The sequence below is a fragment of the Klebsiella sp. HMSC16A12 genome (assembly GCF_001808265.1).
Classification (GTDB): Bacteria; Pseudomonadota; Gammaproteobacteria; order Enterobacterales; family Enterobacteriaceae; genus Klebsiella; species Klebsiella pneumoniae.
Window position 1 is genome coordinate 30,410 of sequence record NZ_KV792611.1, and the last position, 16,931, is coordinate 47,340.

Genomic DNA, 16,931 nt, shown 5'->3' on the forward strand with positions numbered 1-16,931 from the left:
AAATGGAACGCGTATTGATCGTCAATGCCGACGACTTCGGCCTCAGTAAAGGGCAGAACTACGGCATTATCGAGGCCTGTCGCAACGGCGTGGTGACATCGACCACCGCGCTGGTCAACGGCGCGGCCATTGACCACGCCGCCCAGCTGAGCCGCAGTACTCCGGAGCTGGCGGTCGGTATGCACTTTGTGCTGACGCTGGGCGAGCCGCTGTCGGCCATGCCGGGATTAACCCGCGATGGCCGGCTGGGCAAATGGATCTGGCAGCAGGCGGAAGAAGATAGCCTGCCGCTGGAAGAGATCGCCCACGAGCTGGCGTGTCAGTACCGTCGTTTTGTCGAACTCTTCGGCCATGAGCCGACGCATATCGACAGCCATCACCATGTGCATATGTTCGCCCAGATTTATCCCATCGTCGCGGCCTTTGCCCGCGAGAAGGGCATTGCGTTACGCATTGACCGCCAGGTGGCGGCGCAGAGTGGGCTCGACCAGCAGGCGGCGCGCAGCAGCGCCGGCTTCAGCAGCGAGTTTTACGGCGAAGCGGTCTCTGAGGAACTGTTTCTGCAGACGCTGGATGCCTCCATCGCCCGCGGGGAGCGCTCCCTGGAGGTGATGTGTCATCCGGCTTATGTCGATCGGATCATTATGGGCAGCGCCTACTGCTATCCGCGACTGGATGAGCTTGATGTGCTGACATCTGCCTCGCTGAAAGCGGCGGTGGCCGAGCGGGGTTATCGTCTGGGAACCTACCGCGACGTGTAAGCCCGACGGGGGAAAGGGAAAGTGAATCAAGCCCGGCACAGCGTGCCGGGCTTTTTACTACGCCGGAATAGCGGCGATTTTCGGGCTTCTCGACCACACGCGGTGGGCCGTCATCAGGGCGAGCAGTTTGTCCGCCGCTGGCGTGTCGAGCGCATCGGTGACGATGACCCCCTCTTCACCCTGGGTCGGAACATGCAGAACGGACGTCAGCTGCCGCGCATCCCCTGCCAGCAGGATCGGCTTCAGATGTTTATAGGCTTCCAGCAGGTAATAGCGCGCGTCACCGCTCTGACTCAGGGCGCTGAGGTCGCCGCCGGGCACCACCACCGCATCCACCGTCAGCGACGGGGAGCCGGCGAAGGTGCCGGCGATCGGCAGCGGAGAACCATCGTCGGCAATGACTTCGCCCATTCGCGAGTAGAGCAGCTTGCTGTGCACGCCCTGGGCCTGCAGCGCCTGCAGGAGCTGAACCAGATCCTGCGCTGAGGTGCGTTCGTTGAGCAGGACTGCCACCACGCGACCTTTCACATCGCCTTCGGCGTCGGCGTAGAGGCTGAGGCTGGGGTCTTTCTCCACGCCATTGACCGGGGCGGGCAGGGTAATGTTGCGCTGATCGTCGCTCAGTTCGATGCCTAAGTTCGCCCCAACCGCTTCCGCAAGCTTAGTATCAATGTGGGCCAGATGATCGACCACCCGCTCGCGGATCCAGGTGCGGACCACTTTGCTGAGTTCGAAGCTGAAACCATCGATAATATGCTGCTGTTCAATCGGCGTCTGGCTCAGCCAGAACAGACGCGGCTGGGCGTAATATTCGCCGAACGAAGGGCTGCGCTGGCGGATTTTTTCGCCGTCGACGCGCTCGGCGAGGGACTCAAAGCCACCGCGTTTGGCGGCAGGCGGCGTCTCGCGCGGCCAGTTGTCGTTAATCGAGTTGGGCTCGTAGTTGGCCGGATTGGTGTCAATGTCCATCCGGTGCATCCCGTCACGCTGGAAATTATGATACGGGCAGGTCGGACGGTTGATGGGGATTTCATGGAAGTTCGGCCCACCCAGGCGGCTAATTTGCGTATCGGTGTAAGAGAAGAGACGCCCCTGCAGCAGCGGATCGTTGCTGAAATCAATGCCCGGGACGATATGTCCGGGATGGAAGGCCGCCTGTTCATTTTCGGCAAAGAAGTTATCCGGGTTGCGGTTGAGGACCATTCTGCCAACCCGCTGCACCGGCACCAGCGCCTCGGGGATCAGCTTGGTGGGATCGAGCAGGTCGAAGTCAAAAGCAAATTCATTCTCTTCGGGGATCAATTGCAGGCCAAGCTCAAATTCCGGGTAGTCCCCGGCTTCGATGGCCTCCCATAGATCGCGGCGATGAAAATCGGGGTCGCGGCCGGTCAGCTTCTGCGCTTCATCCCACACCAGCGACGCCTTGCCGGCGACCGGTTTCCAGTGAAAGCGAACGAAGGTGGCTTTGCCCTCGGCATTAATCAGACGGAAGGTATGGATCCCGAAGCCTTCCATGGTGCGATAGCTGCGCGGGATGCCGCGATCCGACATCGCCCACATCACGTTGTGCAGCGTTTCCGGCTGCAGGGAAACATAGTCCCAGAAAGTATCGTGGGCGCTCTGCCCCTGTGGGATGGCCCAGTGGGGTTCAGGCTTCACGGCGTGGACAAAGTCGGGGAACTTCATCGCGTCCTGGATGAAGAAGACCGGTGTGTTGTTGCCCACCAGGTCAAAAATCCCTTCGTCAGTGTAAAACTTGGTAGCGAAGCCGCGAATATCGCGGACGGTGTCCGCCGACCCCGCGCCGCCCTGCACGGTGGAAAAGCGTACAAACACCGGGGTGATTTTATCGGCTGACGAAAGAAAATCGGCTTTAGTCAACGCAGCCAGGCTTTTGTAGGGCTGGAAGTAGCCGTGGGCGGCAGAGCCGCGGGCATGAACGATACGCTCCGGAATACGCTCGTGGTCAAAGTGGGTGATCTTCTCCCGCAGGATAAAATCTTCCAGCAGCGTTGGGCCGCGGCTACCGGCGCGCAGCGAATTCTGATCGTCAGCAATGCGCACGCCCTGGTTGGTGGTCAGCGGAAAATCTTCCCCCCCTTTGCGTTGCGCCTCCAGGGAATCCAGTTTGCTGTTATGAGTATCGGGCGCTTTCAGGCTGCCTGGGGCGGTGGGTTCGACGCCCGGAGCGGTAGGTTTCGGCGTGGGGCGCCACTCCCGATCGTCCGGCGCCAGCGAATCGAGACCCGGCTGCGCTTCCTCGCTGTCGTGGACCGGTGCCTGCTGTTGGTGAGGGTTCGGGTGCTTATCAGACATTACTCGTCTCCTGCTTTCATTGCTAAAAGTGGTCGTTGATAGACCAAAACCCTTCTAACTATAGAACATTACGCTGTCTGCGCCCGGCGAGGGGGCAGGGAGTTATCCTAAAATGCGCATCGGCGGCGAAGGGGCGACGAACGGGGCCACAATCGGCTATGATAGAGGTTTCTGTTTCCCGCTATGTTTAGTGAATCCATTTGTTATGAAACCATTGCGCCAACAAAATCGCCCTGTCATTAGCTACGTGCCGCGCGTGGAGCCTGCGCCCCCGGAACATGCCGTGAAAATGGACCATTTTCGCGATGTCTGGATTTTGCGCGGGAAGTATGTCGCTTTTCTGCTGATGGGGGAGCATTTCCGTCGCTCACCGGCATTCAGCGTGCCGGAGTCGGCGCAGCGCTGGGCTAACCAGGTGCGTCAGGAAGGTGAGATTGAAGCCTGAGTCGGCTGCAGAAATAAAAAAACCGCTGAATGATCAGCGGTTTTTTTTGTGCTTGCCGTTTAGCGATGCGCCAGTTCGGCTTCTTCCTCGCTATCGAAGATCGACTTGTCGGTCTGGCGCAGCCACTGGCTGGTCAGCGTCCCGGCGGTCATTGAGCCGTTAACGTTCAGCGCGGTACGCCCCATATCGATCAGCGGTTCGACGGAGATGAGCAGGGCTACCAGGGTCACCGGCAGGCCCATCGCCGGCAGGACGATCAGCGCGGCGAAGGTCGCGCCGCCGCCCACCCCGGCGACGCCCGCCGAGCTGACGGTGACGATGCCCACGAGGGTGGCAATCCACATCGGATCCAGCGGGTTGATGCCCACGGTCGGCGCGACCATCACCGCCAACATTGCCGGATAGATACCGGCGCAGCCGTTCTGGCCGATGGTGGCACCAAAGGAGGCGGAGAAGCTGGCAATCGACTCCGGTACGCCGAGACGACGGGTTTGCGCCTCAACGTTCAGCGGAATGGAGGCGGCGCTGGAGCGGCTGGTAAAGGCGAAGGTGATCACCGGCCAGACTTTACGGAAGTACTTCAGCGGGCTGACGCCGTTAATCGCCAGCAGCAGGCCGTGGACGACAAACATAATACCCAGCGCAATGTACGAGGCTACCACGAAGCCGCCAAGCTTGATGATGTCCTGCAAATTCGACCCGGCAACCACTTTGGTCATCAGGGCCAGCACACCGTAAGGGGTCAGCTGCATGACCAGACGAACCAGCTTCATTACCCAGCCCTGCAGGGTATCGATCGCGGTCAGCACGCGCTGGCCTTTTTCCACATCCTCTTTCAGCAACTTAAGCGCTGCGACGCCGAGGAACGCCGAGAAAATGACGATGCTGATGATGGAGGTTGGGTTAGCCCCGGTCAGGTCAGCAAACGGGTTCTTCGGCACGAAGGAAAGGATCAGCTGCGGGACGCTGAGATCCGCTACTTTCCCCACATAGTTGCTCTGGATGGCGTTCAGACGGGCGGTCTCCGCGCTGCCCTGGACCAGACCCTCGGCGGTGAGGCCGAACATATTGGTCACCAGCACGCCAACCAGGGCGGCGATCAGGGTGGTGAACAACAGAGTACCGATGCTCAGGAAGCTAATTTTCCCCAGCTGCGAGGCATTGTGCAGGCGGGCCACCGCGCTAAGGATGGAGGCGAAGACCAGCGGCATAACAATCATTTGCAGCAGCTGGACGTAACCGTTGCCGACGATATTGAACCACTGGATGGAATCCTTCAGCACCTGGCTGTCAGACCCGTAGATCAGCTGCAGCGCCAGACCAAATACCACGCCAGTCGCCAGACCGACCAGCACTTTTCTGGCCAGGCTCCACTGTTTATGGCGTGTTTGCCCCAGCGCAAACAGTAATACGGCGAACACGACTACGTTCGCTATTAATGGAAAGTTCATCCCCGTTCTCCTGATATTTTTATAACCTGGGCTGGTGGATAACCAGCTCTTATGACGGCAAGGTTAGCAGAAGGCGTTATCAAGGACTTATATTCAAATGGAATGGGTTATAACCAAATGGCGTTTTCCGCCGCTTTATCGCCCACTCTGGTGACTTATAAAGCGATTGAAGGTGATCTGCAGGGAATTGATCACCCCGGATGACCAGCGTATCGCGCTGTTATCCGCCAGCGTCTGCGGCATCCAGACGGCATAGACGAACAGTGCCATACACAAGGCGCGTTCGAGCTGATTGCCCTTGCGCGGCGCAAGGATCGGCAGCCGAAAGCGCCAGCGACAGGGCCACAGCAGCGGCACACCGGCGGGGGTGAGCATATCGGCGAGAATGTGGCTGAGATAGCCCAGCACCAGGCCCTGGAGAGCGTCTGCCGGGACAATCCAGCTGTCAGGCACTTTCAGATAGAACAGCGTCAGCGCGCCAAAGACGGCCAGCAGGCTGTGGGTGAAGCCGCGGTGGCCAAAGGCCCGCGCCACGGGCTTTGAGATCCAGCTCAGCCGCTGGCCAAGAAACGACTTGGGGTGATCGATGTCCGGCAGCAGGCAGGTCAATACCGCCGAGGGCACAATATGCCACCAGTCGCCCTGCGCCAGCACCGGCGTTAACTCTGCGTTTTTGGCAAATACTGCGCAGGCGATTGAAAAGAAGAGATGGCCTTCCGCCGTCATGATAACACACCCTAAACTGTCGATTCATACAGTATAGGGTTTTTATACAGTGTACGGAAGAGGTGACGGTGTAACTCTTTGTCACAAACTCTCAGCGCGCCAGCCATCCGCCATCGACGGCCAGCGTATAGCCGTTAATATAGTCGGCCGCTGATGAGGCGAGAAACACCACCGGCCCCTGCAGGTCTTTCGGCGCTCCCCAGCGACCAGCGGGAATGCGCTCGAGGATCGCCTGGTTACGCTCTTCATCTTCGCGCAGCGCCTGGGTGTTATTGGTGGCCATATACCCGGGCGCTATGGCGTTGACGTTGATACCCTGGCCAGCCCATTCGTTGGCCAGCAGACGGGTCAAACCCAGCACGCCGCTTTTCGAGGCGGTGTAGGAGGGGACGCGGATCCCGCCCTGAAACGAGAGCATCGAGGCGATGTTAATGATTTTCCCGCCTTCCCCCTGGCGAATGAACTGCCTGGCGACCGCCTGGCTGAGAAAGAAAACCGCTTTGAGATTCAGGTCGATCACCGCGTCCCAGTCGCTTTCCGTGAAGGTCAGGGCATCATGGCGGCGGATAATTCCGGCGTTGTTGACCAGAATATCGACCCGGCCCATCGCCGCCACCGCCTGGTCGACCAGACCGCTCATATCATTCTCTTGGCTGAGATCCGCCTGAATGGCGTGAAAGCGGCGGCCCAGCGCCAGCACCTGGGCGGCCGTATCATGGGGAATTTTACGGTTGATGCCGACGATATCGCACCCGGCCTGCGCCAGGCCCAGCGTCATTCCCTGTCCCAGGCCGGTATCGCAACCGGTCACGATGGCGACCTTACCCGTCAGGTCGAAGGCGTTCAGTACCATATTCACCTCTGTCAGCTGATCTACTGGCGTACGATGACGCCACCTGTGACCAGCATAGAGGGAGGAAAACAAAATTACAATTAAAATGAAACAATGTTTTGATTTTGTTGCTGGCGGCGTGACAGCGATTGTTGCACCCGCCAGCGGTCTTAGCCGAGCAAGTTCTCAGCAGTGAGTGCCAGCAGTGACGGAAGCTTGACGTCCGCCAGCGCAAAGCGCGGGTCGCGGCTGTTCTCCGCTTCCGGGACCACGATAGACCGCATGCGCGCGGCTTTGCTGGCGATCATGCCGTTGACCGAATCCTCCAGCGCGACGCAGCGCTGCGGGTCGACTCCCAGGGCAGCGGCGCAGTTGAGGTAGACCTGCGGGTGCGGTTTGCTCCAGGGTAAATGCTCCGCGGAGGCGAGAGCATCAAACTGGTCGCGCAGTTCAAACATATCGAGCACTTTCTCCAGCATCATCAGCGGCGAGGCCGAGGCCAGGCCCACCTTTAAGCCCTGAGCTTTACACAGGGCCACTGCCTCGCGTACGCCCGGCAGCAGCGGGCGTGAGGCTTCCACCAGCTCAATGGCGCGACGAATAATGCGCGCGGTAGCTTCCGCCCGGTCTACGCCGTGCCACGGCTGCTGCGCGTACCACAGATCCACCACCAGGTCGATTCGCAGACCGAGCAGGTCGGGCAGTTCATCGCGGCGACGGGTATCCACTCCCAGGCTCTCCATGACCTCGACCTCCGCCTGATCCCAGAGCGGCTCCGAGTCAATCAGCAACCCGTCCATATCAAATATCGCGGCCTCAATGCGGCGCTTCGCTGACATATGTCCTTCTCCTGTTGCGTAATCAGATAAACGAATCGGCAATCATGGTATATCATACCGCGCATTATTGGGCGAAATTCGCCGTGGCAGATAGACTTATACCCGACATACTCGGGGGAGCGAGGGAAGCCAGCGCCACGCAACAGGCAGCAGGCGAACCACCAACGCGTCTTTAACAAGGGGAACTCATGACGTACCAACAAGCTGGACGCATAGCGGTTATCAAACGCATTTTAGGATGGGTTATCTTTATTCCCGCCGTGCTGTCGACGCTGATTTCTGTGTTCAAATTTATGTATGAGCACAGTGAAAAGAAACCCGGCATTGATGCGGTAATGATGGATTTTGCGCACGTGATGATTGAGATGATGCGCTTTAACACGCCGTTCCTGAACTTTTTCTGGTACAACTCGCCGCTGCCGGATTTTCACCATAGCCTGAACATCGGCTTCTGGATCATCTTCATTCTGGTGTTTGTCGGCATGGCCCTGCAGGCTTCCGGCGCGCGAATGGCGCGGCAGGCGAAATTTCTTCGCGAGGGGATTGAGGATCAGCTGATCCTCGAACAGGCTAAAGGCGCAGATGGGTTAACCCGCGAGCAGCTCGCTGAACGCATTGTGGTACCGCGCCATACGATCCTGGTGCAGTATTTCCCACTGTACGTGCTGCCGGTGATCGTGATTGTCATCGGTTACTTCTTCTTTTCGCTGCTGGGCTTTCTGTAAGTCAGGTGCCCGGCAAGCCGGGCACCTTCTTATTCCGCTGGCAGAGGACGTGGTTTTCCCTGATTATCAACGGCAACGTAGATAAACAGCGCTTCCGTCGCCTTGTAGCGCTGGCCAATCGGTTCTGAAGAGACTTTTTTCACCCACACTTCGATATTGATTGTCACCGAGGTGTTGCCGCGCTTCACGCAGCGGGCGTAGCAGCACACCACGTCGCCAACGGCGACCGGACGTAAAAAGGTCATCCCATCCACCCGCACGGTCACCACGCGACCCTGGGCGATCTCTTTGGCCATAATGGCGCCGCCAATATCCATTTGCGACATCAGCCAGCCGCCAAAAATATCCCCGTTGGCATTGGTATCCGCCGGCATTGCCAGGGTGCGTAAAACCATTTCGCCCTTTGGGGCGAGATCTGTTGTTGTCATGCTCTACTCTGCTGTGGTCAAAGACGATCAGCGGGATGCTACTATGAAAATAGCGCAGTGAGAATAGGGGAATACGCCCGCTGGCGCGGGCGCGGTGGTTCAGAAGGAGAGGGTAACGCCGGCGTAATACGCGCGGCCAGGCTCATTGTAGGTCGAGGCGCCGGCATTTTCGCGATACAGTTGTTTATCAAATAGATTACTTATTCCGGCATTCAGGCGAATATCCCGGTTTAGCTGATACTGAGTACCAATACCCACGATGGAATAGGCGCCAACCTCGGTGGTGGCAAGGGTCCCGGTTTCGTTGCGGATCTCCGCATACTGACGCGGCTTCTGACGGCCATAAAGCGTCCAGTTCACATTCGCAGACAGGGCGTCGTTTACCTGCCAGTCGAGCATCGTGTTAACGGTATATTTCGGGATAACCGACAGCGGGTTGCCTGTCTCTTTACTTTCAGATTTGAGCATCCAGGTGGCATTGGTCCGCCAGCTGAGGACATCTCTCAGCACCGGGATCAGCAGATTTCCTTCCAGCCCCTCGACCACGGCTTTGCCGCCGTTCTGCCATTGCAAAATATTATTGCCGCTGGAGGTATAGCCCAGTACCTCTGTTCCGGAGACGATTTTGTTTTTGTAATCGTTGCGAAACCAGGTGACCCCGGCAGCGTAACCATTAAGGTTAAATTCGATACCGATCTCTTTGTTGATACTGATCTCCGGGTCGAGGTCAGGGTTACCTAGCAGGTAGCAGCTGCCTTCAGCGATCGTGTTTGGACAACCGTTGCCGCGGGTGGAGAGCAAATAGCCTTTACTGGATTGATAGAGGTTTGGCGCTTTAAACACGCGCGCGATACCGGCCTTCAGTGTGAACATATCGCCGAGCTCCTGGGACAGATTGAGGCTGGGGCTCCAGTTACTGCCAAACTGATTATGATAATCGAAGCGAATGCCGGGGATCAGGTTGGTGCCGGGCACGGCTTCGATATTATCTTCCAGATAGATACCGGTGAGGGTGGCGCTGTTTTTGGTACTGCGTTGCGTAGGGTCGCCCGAGGTCCCAGGGATAGTCTCGCCGTTGCTGTTAGTGGCCTGCATCGATGCCGGGTCGTCGAGCTGATCATGGTTCCATTCCATTCCCAGCGTCAGCGTCTGGTCCGCCAGCCAGAAGAAAGGCACATTGAATTCCGAGGTAGTACGCCAGGATTCCAGACGGCTGGTGGCATAATCTTCACTGTTGATCATGCCTTCGACGCGGCCGGTAGAGCCTTCCTGCAGGCGGGTATTGTTGGTTTTCTCGTAGTAAACACCGGCTTTGGACTGGCCCCAATCCCATAGACCGTTGTAGGTCAGTCCCCAGGACTGGCGATAGAGGCGATTAGTTTCGTGGCCGTACAGGGAGTCCACCAGCCCGTTCGGGCTAAGATTGCCGTTGCTGTACTGGGTATCGCCAGAATAGATATTCCCCTGACGGCTATAGGCGTAGCTGAAATCGAGAATTTGTTGCGGGGTCATTTTCCATGACAGTAGCGCGTTAATGTCTTTATTGCGGACCCCTTCGCGCCCCGCAGCGTAAGAGCCGTTTTGCGCATGGTTAATATCCCAGGCGTCGGGTTCCGTTTTATTGATATTGCCATACAGGCGCATCGTCAGCGCCTCGCCGGCCAGTGGGCCGCTGAGATTGAAGTTAGCGCGATTGGTCGTGCCTTCTTTGTTGTTTTCCGGCTGGTTGGTGAAGAAAGACAGCGAACCGTGCCAGGTGTTGGTCGGACGTTTGGTAATGATATTGACCACTCCGCCCGCCGCGCCGGAACCATAGCGCGCGGCTGCCGGACCGCGGAGAACTTCAATCCGTTCGACCATTTCGGCAGGTACCCAGTTGCTGTCGCCCCGGGTATCGCGTTCGCCGCGCCAGCTATAGCGAACCGCGTTACGTGACGTGACCGGTACCCCATCTATCAGGATCAGGGTGTTCTCCGGCCCCATGCCGCGGATATCAATCTGGCGGTTGTTGCCCCGACTGCCGCTGGCGCTGTTGCCGGTCAAGTTCACCCCGGGCATTTTACGGATGATGTCTGAGAGATCGTTGACCGGCGGCTGCTTAGCAATATCCTCAGCCGTGATAATCGACACCCCGGGCTGTTGCTTAAGCGCCTCTTCCGCCGTACTGCGCACAATCATCGTTTCGGTATCTTGTTCTGATTCTTCAGCAAAGGCGTTAGGGGCGAGGAGACTGGATATGACCAGCGCCAGGGTCGTGGGCACAGAATATTGCGGCGATCTCATGTAAATATCCTTTTCAAAACAATGCAAAATGAGATCGAGAATATTAATGATAACAATTATCATTACAATGTAACGAGATGAATCTCCATAAAATCCTCACAATTACCGCAACTTTTTATGCAGTTGAGAGAAATCGTGAAGAGAGCCTGCACAGTGTGGCCGGGAAGCTGTCAGCGTATGCGCTGAGGTTGTGTGGTTGCAGGGAATGTTTGCCAGTGCAGTAAGCTTATAGGGGGCGAGCGCGGCGCGCGATGGCGCGCCGGCGGAGGGGTTAGTGGTGGTCGTCCTGCGGCATATGACGGTAGATGTAGATCCCGCTCAGCAAGGTAAAGACCAGCGTGAGGGCGGTTAAACCAAAGACCTTAAAGTTAACCCAGATATTCTGCGGCAGCCAGAAGGCGATATAGATATTGGCCAGCCCGCAGAGAATAAAGAACAGCGCCCAGGCCAGGTTAAGTCGCGACCAGACCTGCTGCGGCAGGCTCAGCTCTTTACCCAGCATGCGCTGGATCAGCGGCTTTTTCATCACCCACTGGCTGAACAGCAGCGCGCCGGCGAACAGGGCATAGATCACCGTCACCTTCCATTTAATAAACTCATCATTATGGAAGAAGATGGTTAACCCGCCGAAGACGGCCACCAGCACGAAGGTGATCAGCGCCATTTTTTCCACTTTCCTGTAGCGCACCCAGCTGTAGATCAGCACGACGGCGGTCGCCACAATCAGCGCCGTGGTGGCGGCGTAGATATCGTAAAGCTTATAAAAGGCAAAGAAGACCACCAGCGGTAAAAAATCCAGAAACTGCTTCATACATCGATCCCGTCTTTCAGGACGGACCGGGGAAGGCCCCGGTCCTGGTTAAAATTAGCTGCGGATAAGCATATACACGCGGAATAAATAGATCAGCAACAGGGCGGAAATCAGGTTGCTGATGGTATTAATCACCACCGCGCCGACGTTTGGCGTCAGGGCGGCAAAGCTGGAAGCAAACAGTAACAGCAGGGTTTTCGCCACCAGCCAACCGATAATAGCCGGCGCCACCAGCCGCAGATTGGCCCACGCCAGGCGCATGCTGCTGCGCATGGCGCCGAGGATGCCCATTTTGTCCTGTACCAGCATGATCGGCGCAAAGGCCAGCACGATGGCCAGCAGCACGCCGGGCACCAGCACCAGCATCATCCCCATCTGCACCAGGAAGGTGGTGAACAGGATCAGCAGCAGCAGCTTGGGCAGTACCGGCGCCGAGGCGCCGATGGCGCGCAGGGCGCTAACGCGATGACCGGCGGAGACCAGCTGGATCAGCAGCAGGACGCCGCCGACGAGGATCGCATTACCTACCAGACCCGAGAAGGTTGATGCCGCCGAGGCGCGCAGCAGAACCTGCTGCTGCTCCGGCGTCATGTTCTGCACCAGCTCGAACAGCCCGGCGCTACCGGCGAGGTTATCGCCTTCGCTGAGTATCGACAGCTGCTCGTCGCTGGGTGAAAAGGCATGGCCAAGTACTACCGTAATAAACGCGCACAACAGCGCAATCAGTAAAATAGTAATGAACTGATTACGAAAAAAATTCCCGGTGTCACGGTAGACGGACTTCGCCGTGATAGACATGCATTCTCCTTGAGTGTCGCAGGTGTTAACTAGCCGGCGATTGTACCGCAAATCGTTCCGTCGTAGCACTCTCTGCGCCGGTCAGGGCAGGTATATCTTTGTAAAGAGGCCGCAATGGTGGCAGGCCGTAGCGCGCCCGCGCCCGGTTGCAGGCATCGTTTTCCTCGCCATTTTCCCCGGACATGGCGAATTCGCGACACGGCGAAGGCCGGTTTTCATAAATAGTGCAGTGAACGGCGTCGCCGATATCGCCAGACAGGGCCGCGCAGCGGCTCTGGCGCTGATTGGTGCCGCTCATGCAGCGCAGGAAAGGGGTCAGCGGTTCGGTCAGCGCGGAGGGCACCAGGCCGCCCGCATCGTCGGCTTCCGCCCAGTAGAAAGAGACTCGAAAATACGCACAACAGGCACCGCACGTCATGCACGGGTTGATTTCACTCATAATTACACCTGAAAAAAACGCATCAACACAGATTGTCGGCAGTTAACTTATCCAGCCGCCTCAGCGACGGCAAGAGGGGCAGAAATAAATTTTTGCGCGAAAAGTGAAAATTGATGTGCGAACAATTCAAGGCATTGCGATCGGTAGCGAAAATTAATCTGGATCAATAAATGTTAAATCTGAGGACTTAGTGTGATCTAAAACAGATCAAACGTAACTCGTTATAGGTATATTTGGCCGCGCTGAAAAACCATAATGAGGAAGTGGATATGAAGAAGTTAGCAGCGGCGGCATTGATTCTTGGCACGCTTTCTACCGGCAGCGTCTGGGCGCATGAAGCGGGTGAGTTTTTCATTCGTGCCGGGACCGCCACCGTCCGACCGACGGAGGGCTCTGACAATGTGTTAGGCAGCCTTGGCAGTTTCAACGTCAGTAACAATACCCAGCTGGGTTTAACCTTTACCTATATGGCGACCGATAACATTGGCGTGGAGTTGCTTGCCGCGACGCCGTTCCGCCATAAGGTCGGCACCGGGCCAACCGGGACTATCGCCACCGTCCATCAGCTGCCGCCCACCCTGATGGCGCAGTGGTACTTTGGCGATGCGCAAAGCAAGGTGCGCCCGTACGTGGGGGCCGGTATCAACTACACCACCTTCTTTAATGAAGACTTTAACGATACCGGCAAGGCGGCCGGGCTTTCCGATCTGAGCCTGAAGGACTCCTGGGGCGCGGCGGGGCAGGTCGGCCTCGATTATCTGATTAACCGCGACTGGCTGCTGAATATGTCGGTGTGGTACATGGATATCGATACCGATGTGAAATTCAAAGCCGGCGGCGTGGACCAGAAAGTCAGCACCCGTCTGGATCCGTGGGTGTTTATGTTCTCCGCAGGCTATCGGTTCTAAATTCTTCTGTAAACTGGCCAACGGATGGCCAGTTCATTGTCTCGTCACACCTGTCTGCCGCAAGCCTCTGTCATCAACAGCGGATCACACTTCCGTCCACTGGCGCAGCAGGTTGTGATACATGTTGAGCAGGGAGAGGACCTCTTCTCCGTCGCCAAAGCGGGCCTTCAGAGACTGGATGGTGCGGTCCAGGTCGTAAAGCATCGCACGCTGCTTATCGTCGCGGACCATCGACTGGATCCACAGGAAAGAGGCCTGGCGGACGCCGCGGGTGACCGGGGTGACGCAGTGCAGGCTGCTGGCGGGATAGAGCACCAGATGCCCGGCCGGGAGCTTCACCCGATGTTGGCCATAGGTGTCTTCAATCACCAGTTCGCCACCCTCATAGCTCTCCGGATCGCAAAGGAACAGCGTCGCTGACAGATCAGTGCGCATCCAGCCCGCCTCGCCGTTCTGGCGAACGGCGCCATCGACGTGAAAACCATAGGTCTCCCCTGGCCCATAGCGGTTAAACAACGGCGCGGAAATCGTCCGCGGCAGCGCGGCGGAAAAAAACTGCGGATGGCCGCGCAGCATATCGAGCACAGCGGCCTGCAGGCGGGCATACAGCGGCGTTCGGGTATCGATCTGCTGGTTCTGTTTGACGGCCGCCCCCTGGCTACCCACCGTAACCCGCCCGTCGACCCACTCGGCCTGCGCCAGCTGCCGGGTAAATTCCGCCACCTGGTCTGTCGATAGCACGTCAGGAATGTGATACATCATCGCGGTGTTCTCTCTAAAAGGTGGGGCGCAACGGCCCCACGCGCAGACTCAGAAATGGACGTTCGCCGTCAGCATAAAGGTCCGGGGTTCGCCCGGATGATAGCGATAGCCGCTCTTGTTGATGGAGGCCACGTAATCGGTATCAAACAGGTTATACATATTGAGCTGCAGATCGAGGTTTCTGTTGACCCGATAGCCCAGTTTGGCGTCGGCAACCCAGTAGCCCTCGGTGTGATCCGGGGTACCGACCGCACCATCGCTGCCCCGGCGCAGGCTTCCGACATAGCGCACACCGCCGCCGACGGACAGATCGCTGGTGGCCTGATACTGCGTCCACAGCGTAAAGGCATGTTTCGGGGTGTAGGCCAGGGCGGAAGATCCATCCTGTGCAACGTTCTGTCCCTCCGTCACTGTCGCATGCTGCTGAGTGTAGCCGGCGATAATCGTCCAGTCCGGGGTCAGGTTTCCGGTCGCGGAGAGTTCATACCCCTCCACGCGCTTTTTGCCGTACTGCGACCAGGTTCCGTCATCGTTGGCGGCCACTTCGTTTTCAATATCGGTGCGGAATAATGCCGCGCTGAGCAGCAGACGGTTGTCGAAGATTTGCCACTTGGTGCCCAGCTCGCTGGATTTTGCCTTCTGCGGCTTAAAGTCGGTTCGGTTAGCGCTGTTGCCGCTGCCGCTGGCGGCCAGGGCGAAGCTGCTGCCTCCCGGCGGCTGCTGTGAGATGGCGTAGTTGACGTAGACATTGCCCTGCTCGGTTAAGCGGTACAGCGCCCCGGCTTTCCAGTTAACCAGATTGCCGGATTTAGCGGTATCGACAGTGGTGACCGGGCTGCCGGTCGACTGTCCGGGCGGGCAGGCGATAGCCCCGCGTCCGCTGCCGCCGCAGGCGGTGGCGCTGTCATATTTGGTATGGTAATTGTCGAGACGCAGCCCGCCGTTGATCTCAATCCGCTCGGTTAGCGTCAGCGTATCAAAGGCATAAATCCCGAAGGTATCGGTCTGGCCGTTGGCGTTCGCCCCGTTTCTGTCCAGCCCGCCAATCGACAGGTTGCTCACCGGATGGTAGAGATTCACCGCCGGCGCGGTCCTGGCGTTAACGCCATAGTTGGTCTGGTTTTCCCGGGTAAACTCCACGCCGGCGCTGACGTCATGGCCTATCGAGCCAGTATCGAAGGTCGAGGTGATATTGGTCTGGTTGGTCAGAATGCGGTTGCTGACATCTTTGGTATTAACCAGACGCGACCAGCTCCAGGTGTTGACGTCATTGATATCGGGGGCGGTGATATTGTTCGCGCCGCCCATCACCGCGGTCAAAAGATACTCCTGTTTCACTCGCGACCAGCGGGTGGTATTGCGCACGGTGGTATTCTCCGTCAGATCGTGTTCGAAGCGCAGGGTACCGCTGTCGGTAGTAGATTTATCGTAATCGGAGTCGGTGCCATAGAAATTGCTGGTATCGACCTTCCCGGCGGAGTTGAGTGCGGCATACTTCGGCGAAGGCGCCGAATAGCCCGGCAGGCCGACGGTAGGGATCCCGCCATCCGGGGTGTTGTTCTGCCGGACGTGCAGATAGTTCAGATACAGACGAGTTGGGGTATCAAGGCCGAAGGCCAGCGACGGTGCGATGCCATAGCGTTCGTTTTCAATGCGGTCCCGACCAGCGTCATGGGTTTTTTCCCCCATCAGGTTCAGACGGAACGCAGCGTTGTCGCTAAACGCCTGGTTCAGGTCGAGAGTGCCCCGGCGCGACCAGGCGCTGCCGATGCTGGCCGAGCCGTCGATCCCGGAGTCAAGGCGCGGCTGCTTGCTGATCATATTGATCGAGCCGGAGGGCGCGCTGCGGCCATAGTCCGTGCCGGCGGGCCCTTTGATGACTTCCACCTGCTGGGTATTGAAGGTATCGCGCGTCACGCTGCCGATGTCGCGAATGCCGTCCACATAGATGCTGTTAGAGGTATCCACGCCGCGCATAAAGATGGCATCCCCGGTGGTTGAGCTGCCATTCTCCCCGGCATAAAACGCCCCCACGCCGGGAACGTTTTTGAGGGCGTCAGTCAGGTTGATGACGCCCTGATCTTTAATCACCTGTTCCGGGATCACGGTGATGGTGCGGGTGGTATCGACCAGCGGTTTATTGAACTTGGGATCGGCGGAAGCGCCGGGGGAGTAGAGTGAAGGCGGAGCGGCTTCCACTACCAGCGTCTCTTCACTATTTTTGACCGAATTTTCCGCTGCGATGCCTGCTGCCGGCGAGGCTCCCAGACACAGACCTGTAAACAATGCCAATGAGTTGAAACTGCCGAAAGGCAGAGAAGCGTTTTTTTCCATGATAAATGCAGGCTTATTTTTTGTTATGAGCACATATCACACCGCGCAAAAGCGACGTTATTCGTCGTCTGGC

General features: G+C 57.8%; 16 protein-coding genes. 4 read left to right on the top strand and 12 right to left on the bottom strand.

Annotation, left to right across the window (positions count from 1 at the left end; all coding sequences use genetic code 11):
* Positions 1–2 precede the first annotated feature (2 nt).
* Complete coding sequence (chbG, locus tag HMPREF3140_RS13365) at positions 3–761, top strand: chitin disaccharide deacetylase (protein WP_023279912.1); 759 nt, start codon at positions 3–5, stop codon at positions 759–761.
* 57 nt (positions 762–818) lie between these two features.
* On the opposite strand, the gene katE is transcribed toward chbG, so the two are convergent.
* Complete coding sequence (gene katE / locus HMPREF3140_RS13370) at positions 819–3,077, bottom strand: catalase HPII (protein WP_002901554.1); 2,259 nt, start codon at positions 3,075–3,077, stop codon at positions 819–821.
* Between the two features lie 190 nt (positions 3,078–3,267).
* Between katE and cedA the strand changes: the two genes are divergently transcribed.
* Positions 3,268–3,522: a cell division activator CedA gene (gene cedA, locus HMPREF3140_RS13375; protein WP_008807754.1), complete on the top strand. Its 255-nt coding sequence runs from the start codon at positions 3,268–3,270 to the stop codon at positions 3,520–3,522.
* A 59-nt stretch (positions 3,523–3,581) separates the two neighbouring features.
* On the opposite strand, the gene HMPREF3140_RS13380 is transcribed toward cedA, so the two are convergent.
* From HMPREF3140_RS13380 to hxpB, 4 genes are all read right to left on the bottom strand, one after another.
* Positions 3,582–4,973, bottom strand: coding sequence for an L-cystine transporter (locus HMPREF3140_RS13380; protein ID WP_004151918.1), 1,392 nt, complete (start codon positions 4,971–4,973; stop codon positions 3,582–3,584).
* 135 nt (positions 4,974–5,108) lie between these two features.
* Positions 5,109–5,699: a metal-dependent hydrolase gene (locus HMPREF3140_RS13385; RefSeq protein ID WP_002901611.1), complete on the bottom strand. Its 591-nt coding sequence runs from the start codon at positions 5,697–5,699 to the stop codon at positions 5,109–5,111.
* Positions 5,700–5,790: 91 nt separating this feature from the next.
* On the bottom strand, positions 5,791–6,552 hold the full coding sequence (gene kduD / locus HMPREF3140_RS13390) for a 2-dehydro-3-deoxy-D-gluconate 5-dehydrogenase KduD (protein ID WP_004176511.1): 762 nt from the start codon (positions 6,550–6,552) through the stop codon (positions 5,791–5,793).
* Positions 6,553–6,701: 149 nt separating this feature from the next.
* Positions 6,702–7,370, bottom strand: coding sequence for a hexitol phosphatase HxpB (hxpB, locus tag HMPREF3140_RS13395; RefSeq protein ID WP_004140335.1), 669 nt, complete (start codon positions 7,368–7,370; stop codon positions 6,702–6,704).
* Positions 7,371–7,558: 188 nt separating this feature from the next.
* Here hxpB and HMPREF3140_RS13400 point away from each other — a divergent pair, with 188 nt between their 5' ends.
* The gene (locus HMPREF3140_RS13400; RefSeq protein ID WP_023279913.1) at positions 7,559–8,095 is read left to right on the top strand and encodes a YniB family protein; all 537 of its coding nucleotides are present in this window, start codon (positions 7,559–7,561) and stop codon (positions 8,093–8,095) included.
* 29 nt (positions 8,096–8,124) lie between these two features.
* Here the strand turns inward: HMPREF3140_RS13400 and yciA are convergent, their stop codons facing one another.
* From yciA to HMPREF3140_RS13425, 5 genes are all read right to left on the bottom strand, one after another.
* Positions 8,125–8,523 (bottom strand): acyl-CoA thioester hydrolase YciA, encoded by a 399-nt coding sequence (gene yciA, locus HMPREF3140_RS13405; protein ID WP_002901629.1) that lies wholly within the window; start codon positions 8,521–8,523, stop codon positions 8,125–8,127.
* 99 nt (positions 8,524–8,622) lie between these two features.
* Positions 8,623–10,806 carry a TonB-dependent siderophore receptor gene (locus tag HMPREF3140_RS13410; protein ID WP_032412986.1) on the bottom strand — a complete coding sequence of 728 codons (2,184 nt, stop codon included), beginning with the start codon at positions 10,804–10,806 and terminating at the stop codon, positions 8,623–8,625.
* A gap of 271 nt (positions 10,807–11,077) precedes the next feature.
* Positions 11,078–11,617 (bottom strand): septation protein A, encoded by a 540-nt coding sequence (locus tag HMPREF3140_RS13415; RefSeq protein ID WP_023279914.1) that lies wholly within the window; start codon positions 11,615–11,617, stop codon positions 11,078–11,080.
* A 54-nt stretch (positions 11,618–11,671) separates the two neighbouring features.
* Positions 11,672–12,415 (bottom strand): YciC family protein, encoded by a 744-nt coding sequence (locus HMPREF3140_RS13420; RefSeq protein ID WP_002901632.1) that lies wholly within the window; start codon positions 12,413–12,415, stop codon positions 11,672–11,674.
* Positions 12,416–12,440: 25 nt separating this feature from the next.
* Positions 12,441–12,854 carry a YkgJ family cysteine cluster protein gene (locus tag HMPREF3140_RS13425; protein ID WP_002901633.1) on the bottom strand — a complete coding sequence of 138 codons (414 nt, stop codon included), beginning with the start codon at positions 12,852–12,854 and terminating at the stop codon, positions 12,441–12,443.
* Positions 12,855–13,123: 269 nt separating this feature from the next.
* Between HMPREF3140_RS13425 and ompW the strand changes: the two genes are divergently transcribed.
* A complete protein-coding gene (gene ompW, locus HMPREF3140_RS13430) occupies positions 13,124–13,762 on the top strand; it encodes an outer membrane protein OmpW (protein ID WP_002901634.1) in 639 nt (212 codons plus the stop codon).
* Between the two features lie 84 nt (positions 13,763–13,846).
* Here ompW and ybiX read toward each other — a convergent pair whose 3' ends face one another.
* On the bottom strand, positions 13,847–14,524 hold the full coding sequence (gene ybiX / locus HMPREF3140_RS13435) for a PKHD-type hydroxylase YbiX (protein ID WP_004140326.1): 678 nt from the start codon (positions 14,522–14,524) through the stop codon (positions 13,847–13,849).
* Between the two features lie 48 nt (positions 14,525–14,572).
* Positions 14,573–16,858: a catecholate siderophore receptor Fiu gene (locus tag HMPREF3140_RS13440; protein WP_032411350.1), complete on the bottom strand. Its 2,286-nt coding sequence runs from the start codon at positions 16,856–16,858 to the stop codon at positions 14,573–14,575.
* Between the last annotated feature and the right edge of the window lie 73 nt (positions 16,859–16,931).

Bases quoted from the DNA above. Each gene is read 5' to 3' on its own strand.
- yciA (WP_002901629.1), bottom strand. From the start codon at position 8,523: ATGACAACAACAGATCTCGCCCCAAAGGGCGAAATGGTTTTACGCACC.
- HMPREF3140_RS13415 (WP_023279914.1), bottom strand. From the start codon at position 11,617: ATGAAGCAGTTTCTGGATTTTTTACCGCTGGTGGTCTTCTTTGCCTTT.
- HMPREF3140_RS13410 (WP_032412986.1), bottom strand. From the start codon at position 10,806: ATGAGATCGCCGCAATATTCTGTGCCCACGACCCTGGCGCTGGTCATA.
- HMPREF3140_RS13385 (WP_002901611.1), bottom strand. From the start codon at position 5,699: ATGACGGCGGAAGGCCATCTCTTCTTTTCAATCGCCTGCGCAGTATTT.
- HMPREF3140_RS13425 (WP_002901633.1), bottom strand. From the start codon at position 12,854: ATGAGTGAAATCAACCCGTGCATGACGTGCGGTGCCTGTTGTGCGTAT.
- HMPREF3140_RS13400 (WP_023279913.1), top strand. From the start codon at position 7,559: ATGACGTACCAACAAGCTGGACGCATAGCGGTTATCAAACGCATTTTA.
- ybiX (WP_004140326.1), bottom strand. From the start codon at position 14,524: ATGATGTATCACATTCCTGACGTGCTATCGACAGACCAGGTGGCGGAA.
- katE (WP_002901554.1), bottom strand. From the start codon at position 3,077: ATGTCTGATAAGCACCCGAACCCTCACCAACAGCAGGCACCGGTCCAC.
- kduD (WP_004176511.1), bottom strand. From the start codon at position 6,552: ATGGTACTGAACGCCTTCGACCTGACGGGTAAGGTCGCCATCGTGACC.
- HMPREF3140_RS13380 (WP_004151918.1), bottom strand. From the start codon at position 4,973: ATGAACTTTCCATTAATAGCGAACGTAGTCGTGTTCGCCGTATTACTG.
- HMPREF3140_RS13420 (WP_002901632.1), bottom strand. From the start codon at position 12,415: ATGTCTATCACGGCGAAGTCCGTCTACCGTGACACCGGGAATTTTTTT.
- hxpB (WP_004140335.1), bottom strand. From the start codon at position 7,370: ATGTCAGCGAAGCGCCGCATTGAGGCCGCGATATTTGATATGGACGGG.
- ompW (WP_002901634.1), top strand. From the start codon at position 13,124: ATGAAGAAGTTAGCAGCGGCGGCATTGATTCTTGGCACGCTTTCTACC.
- chbG (WP_023279912.1), top strand. From the start codon at position 3: ATGGAACGCGTATTGATCGTCAATGCCGACGACTTCGGCCTCAGTAAA.
- HMPREF3140_RS13440 (WP_032411350.1), bottom strand. From the start codon at position 16,858: ATGGAAAAAAACGCTTCTCTGCCTTTCGGCAGTTTCAACTCATTGGCA.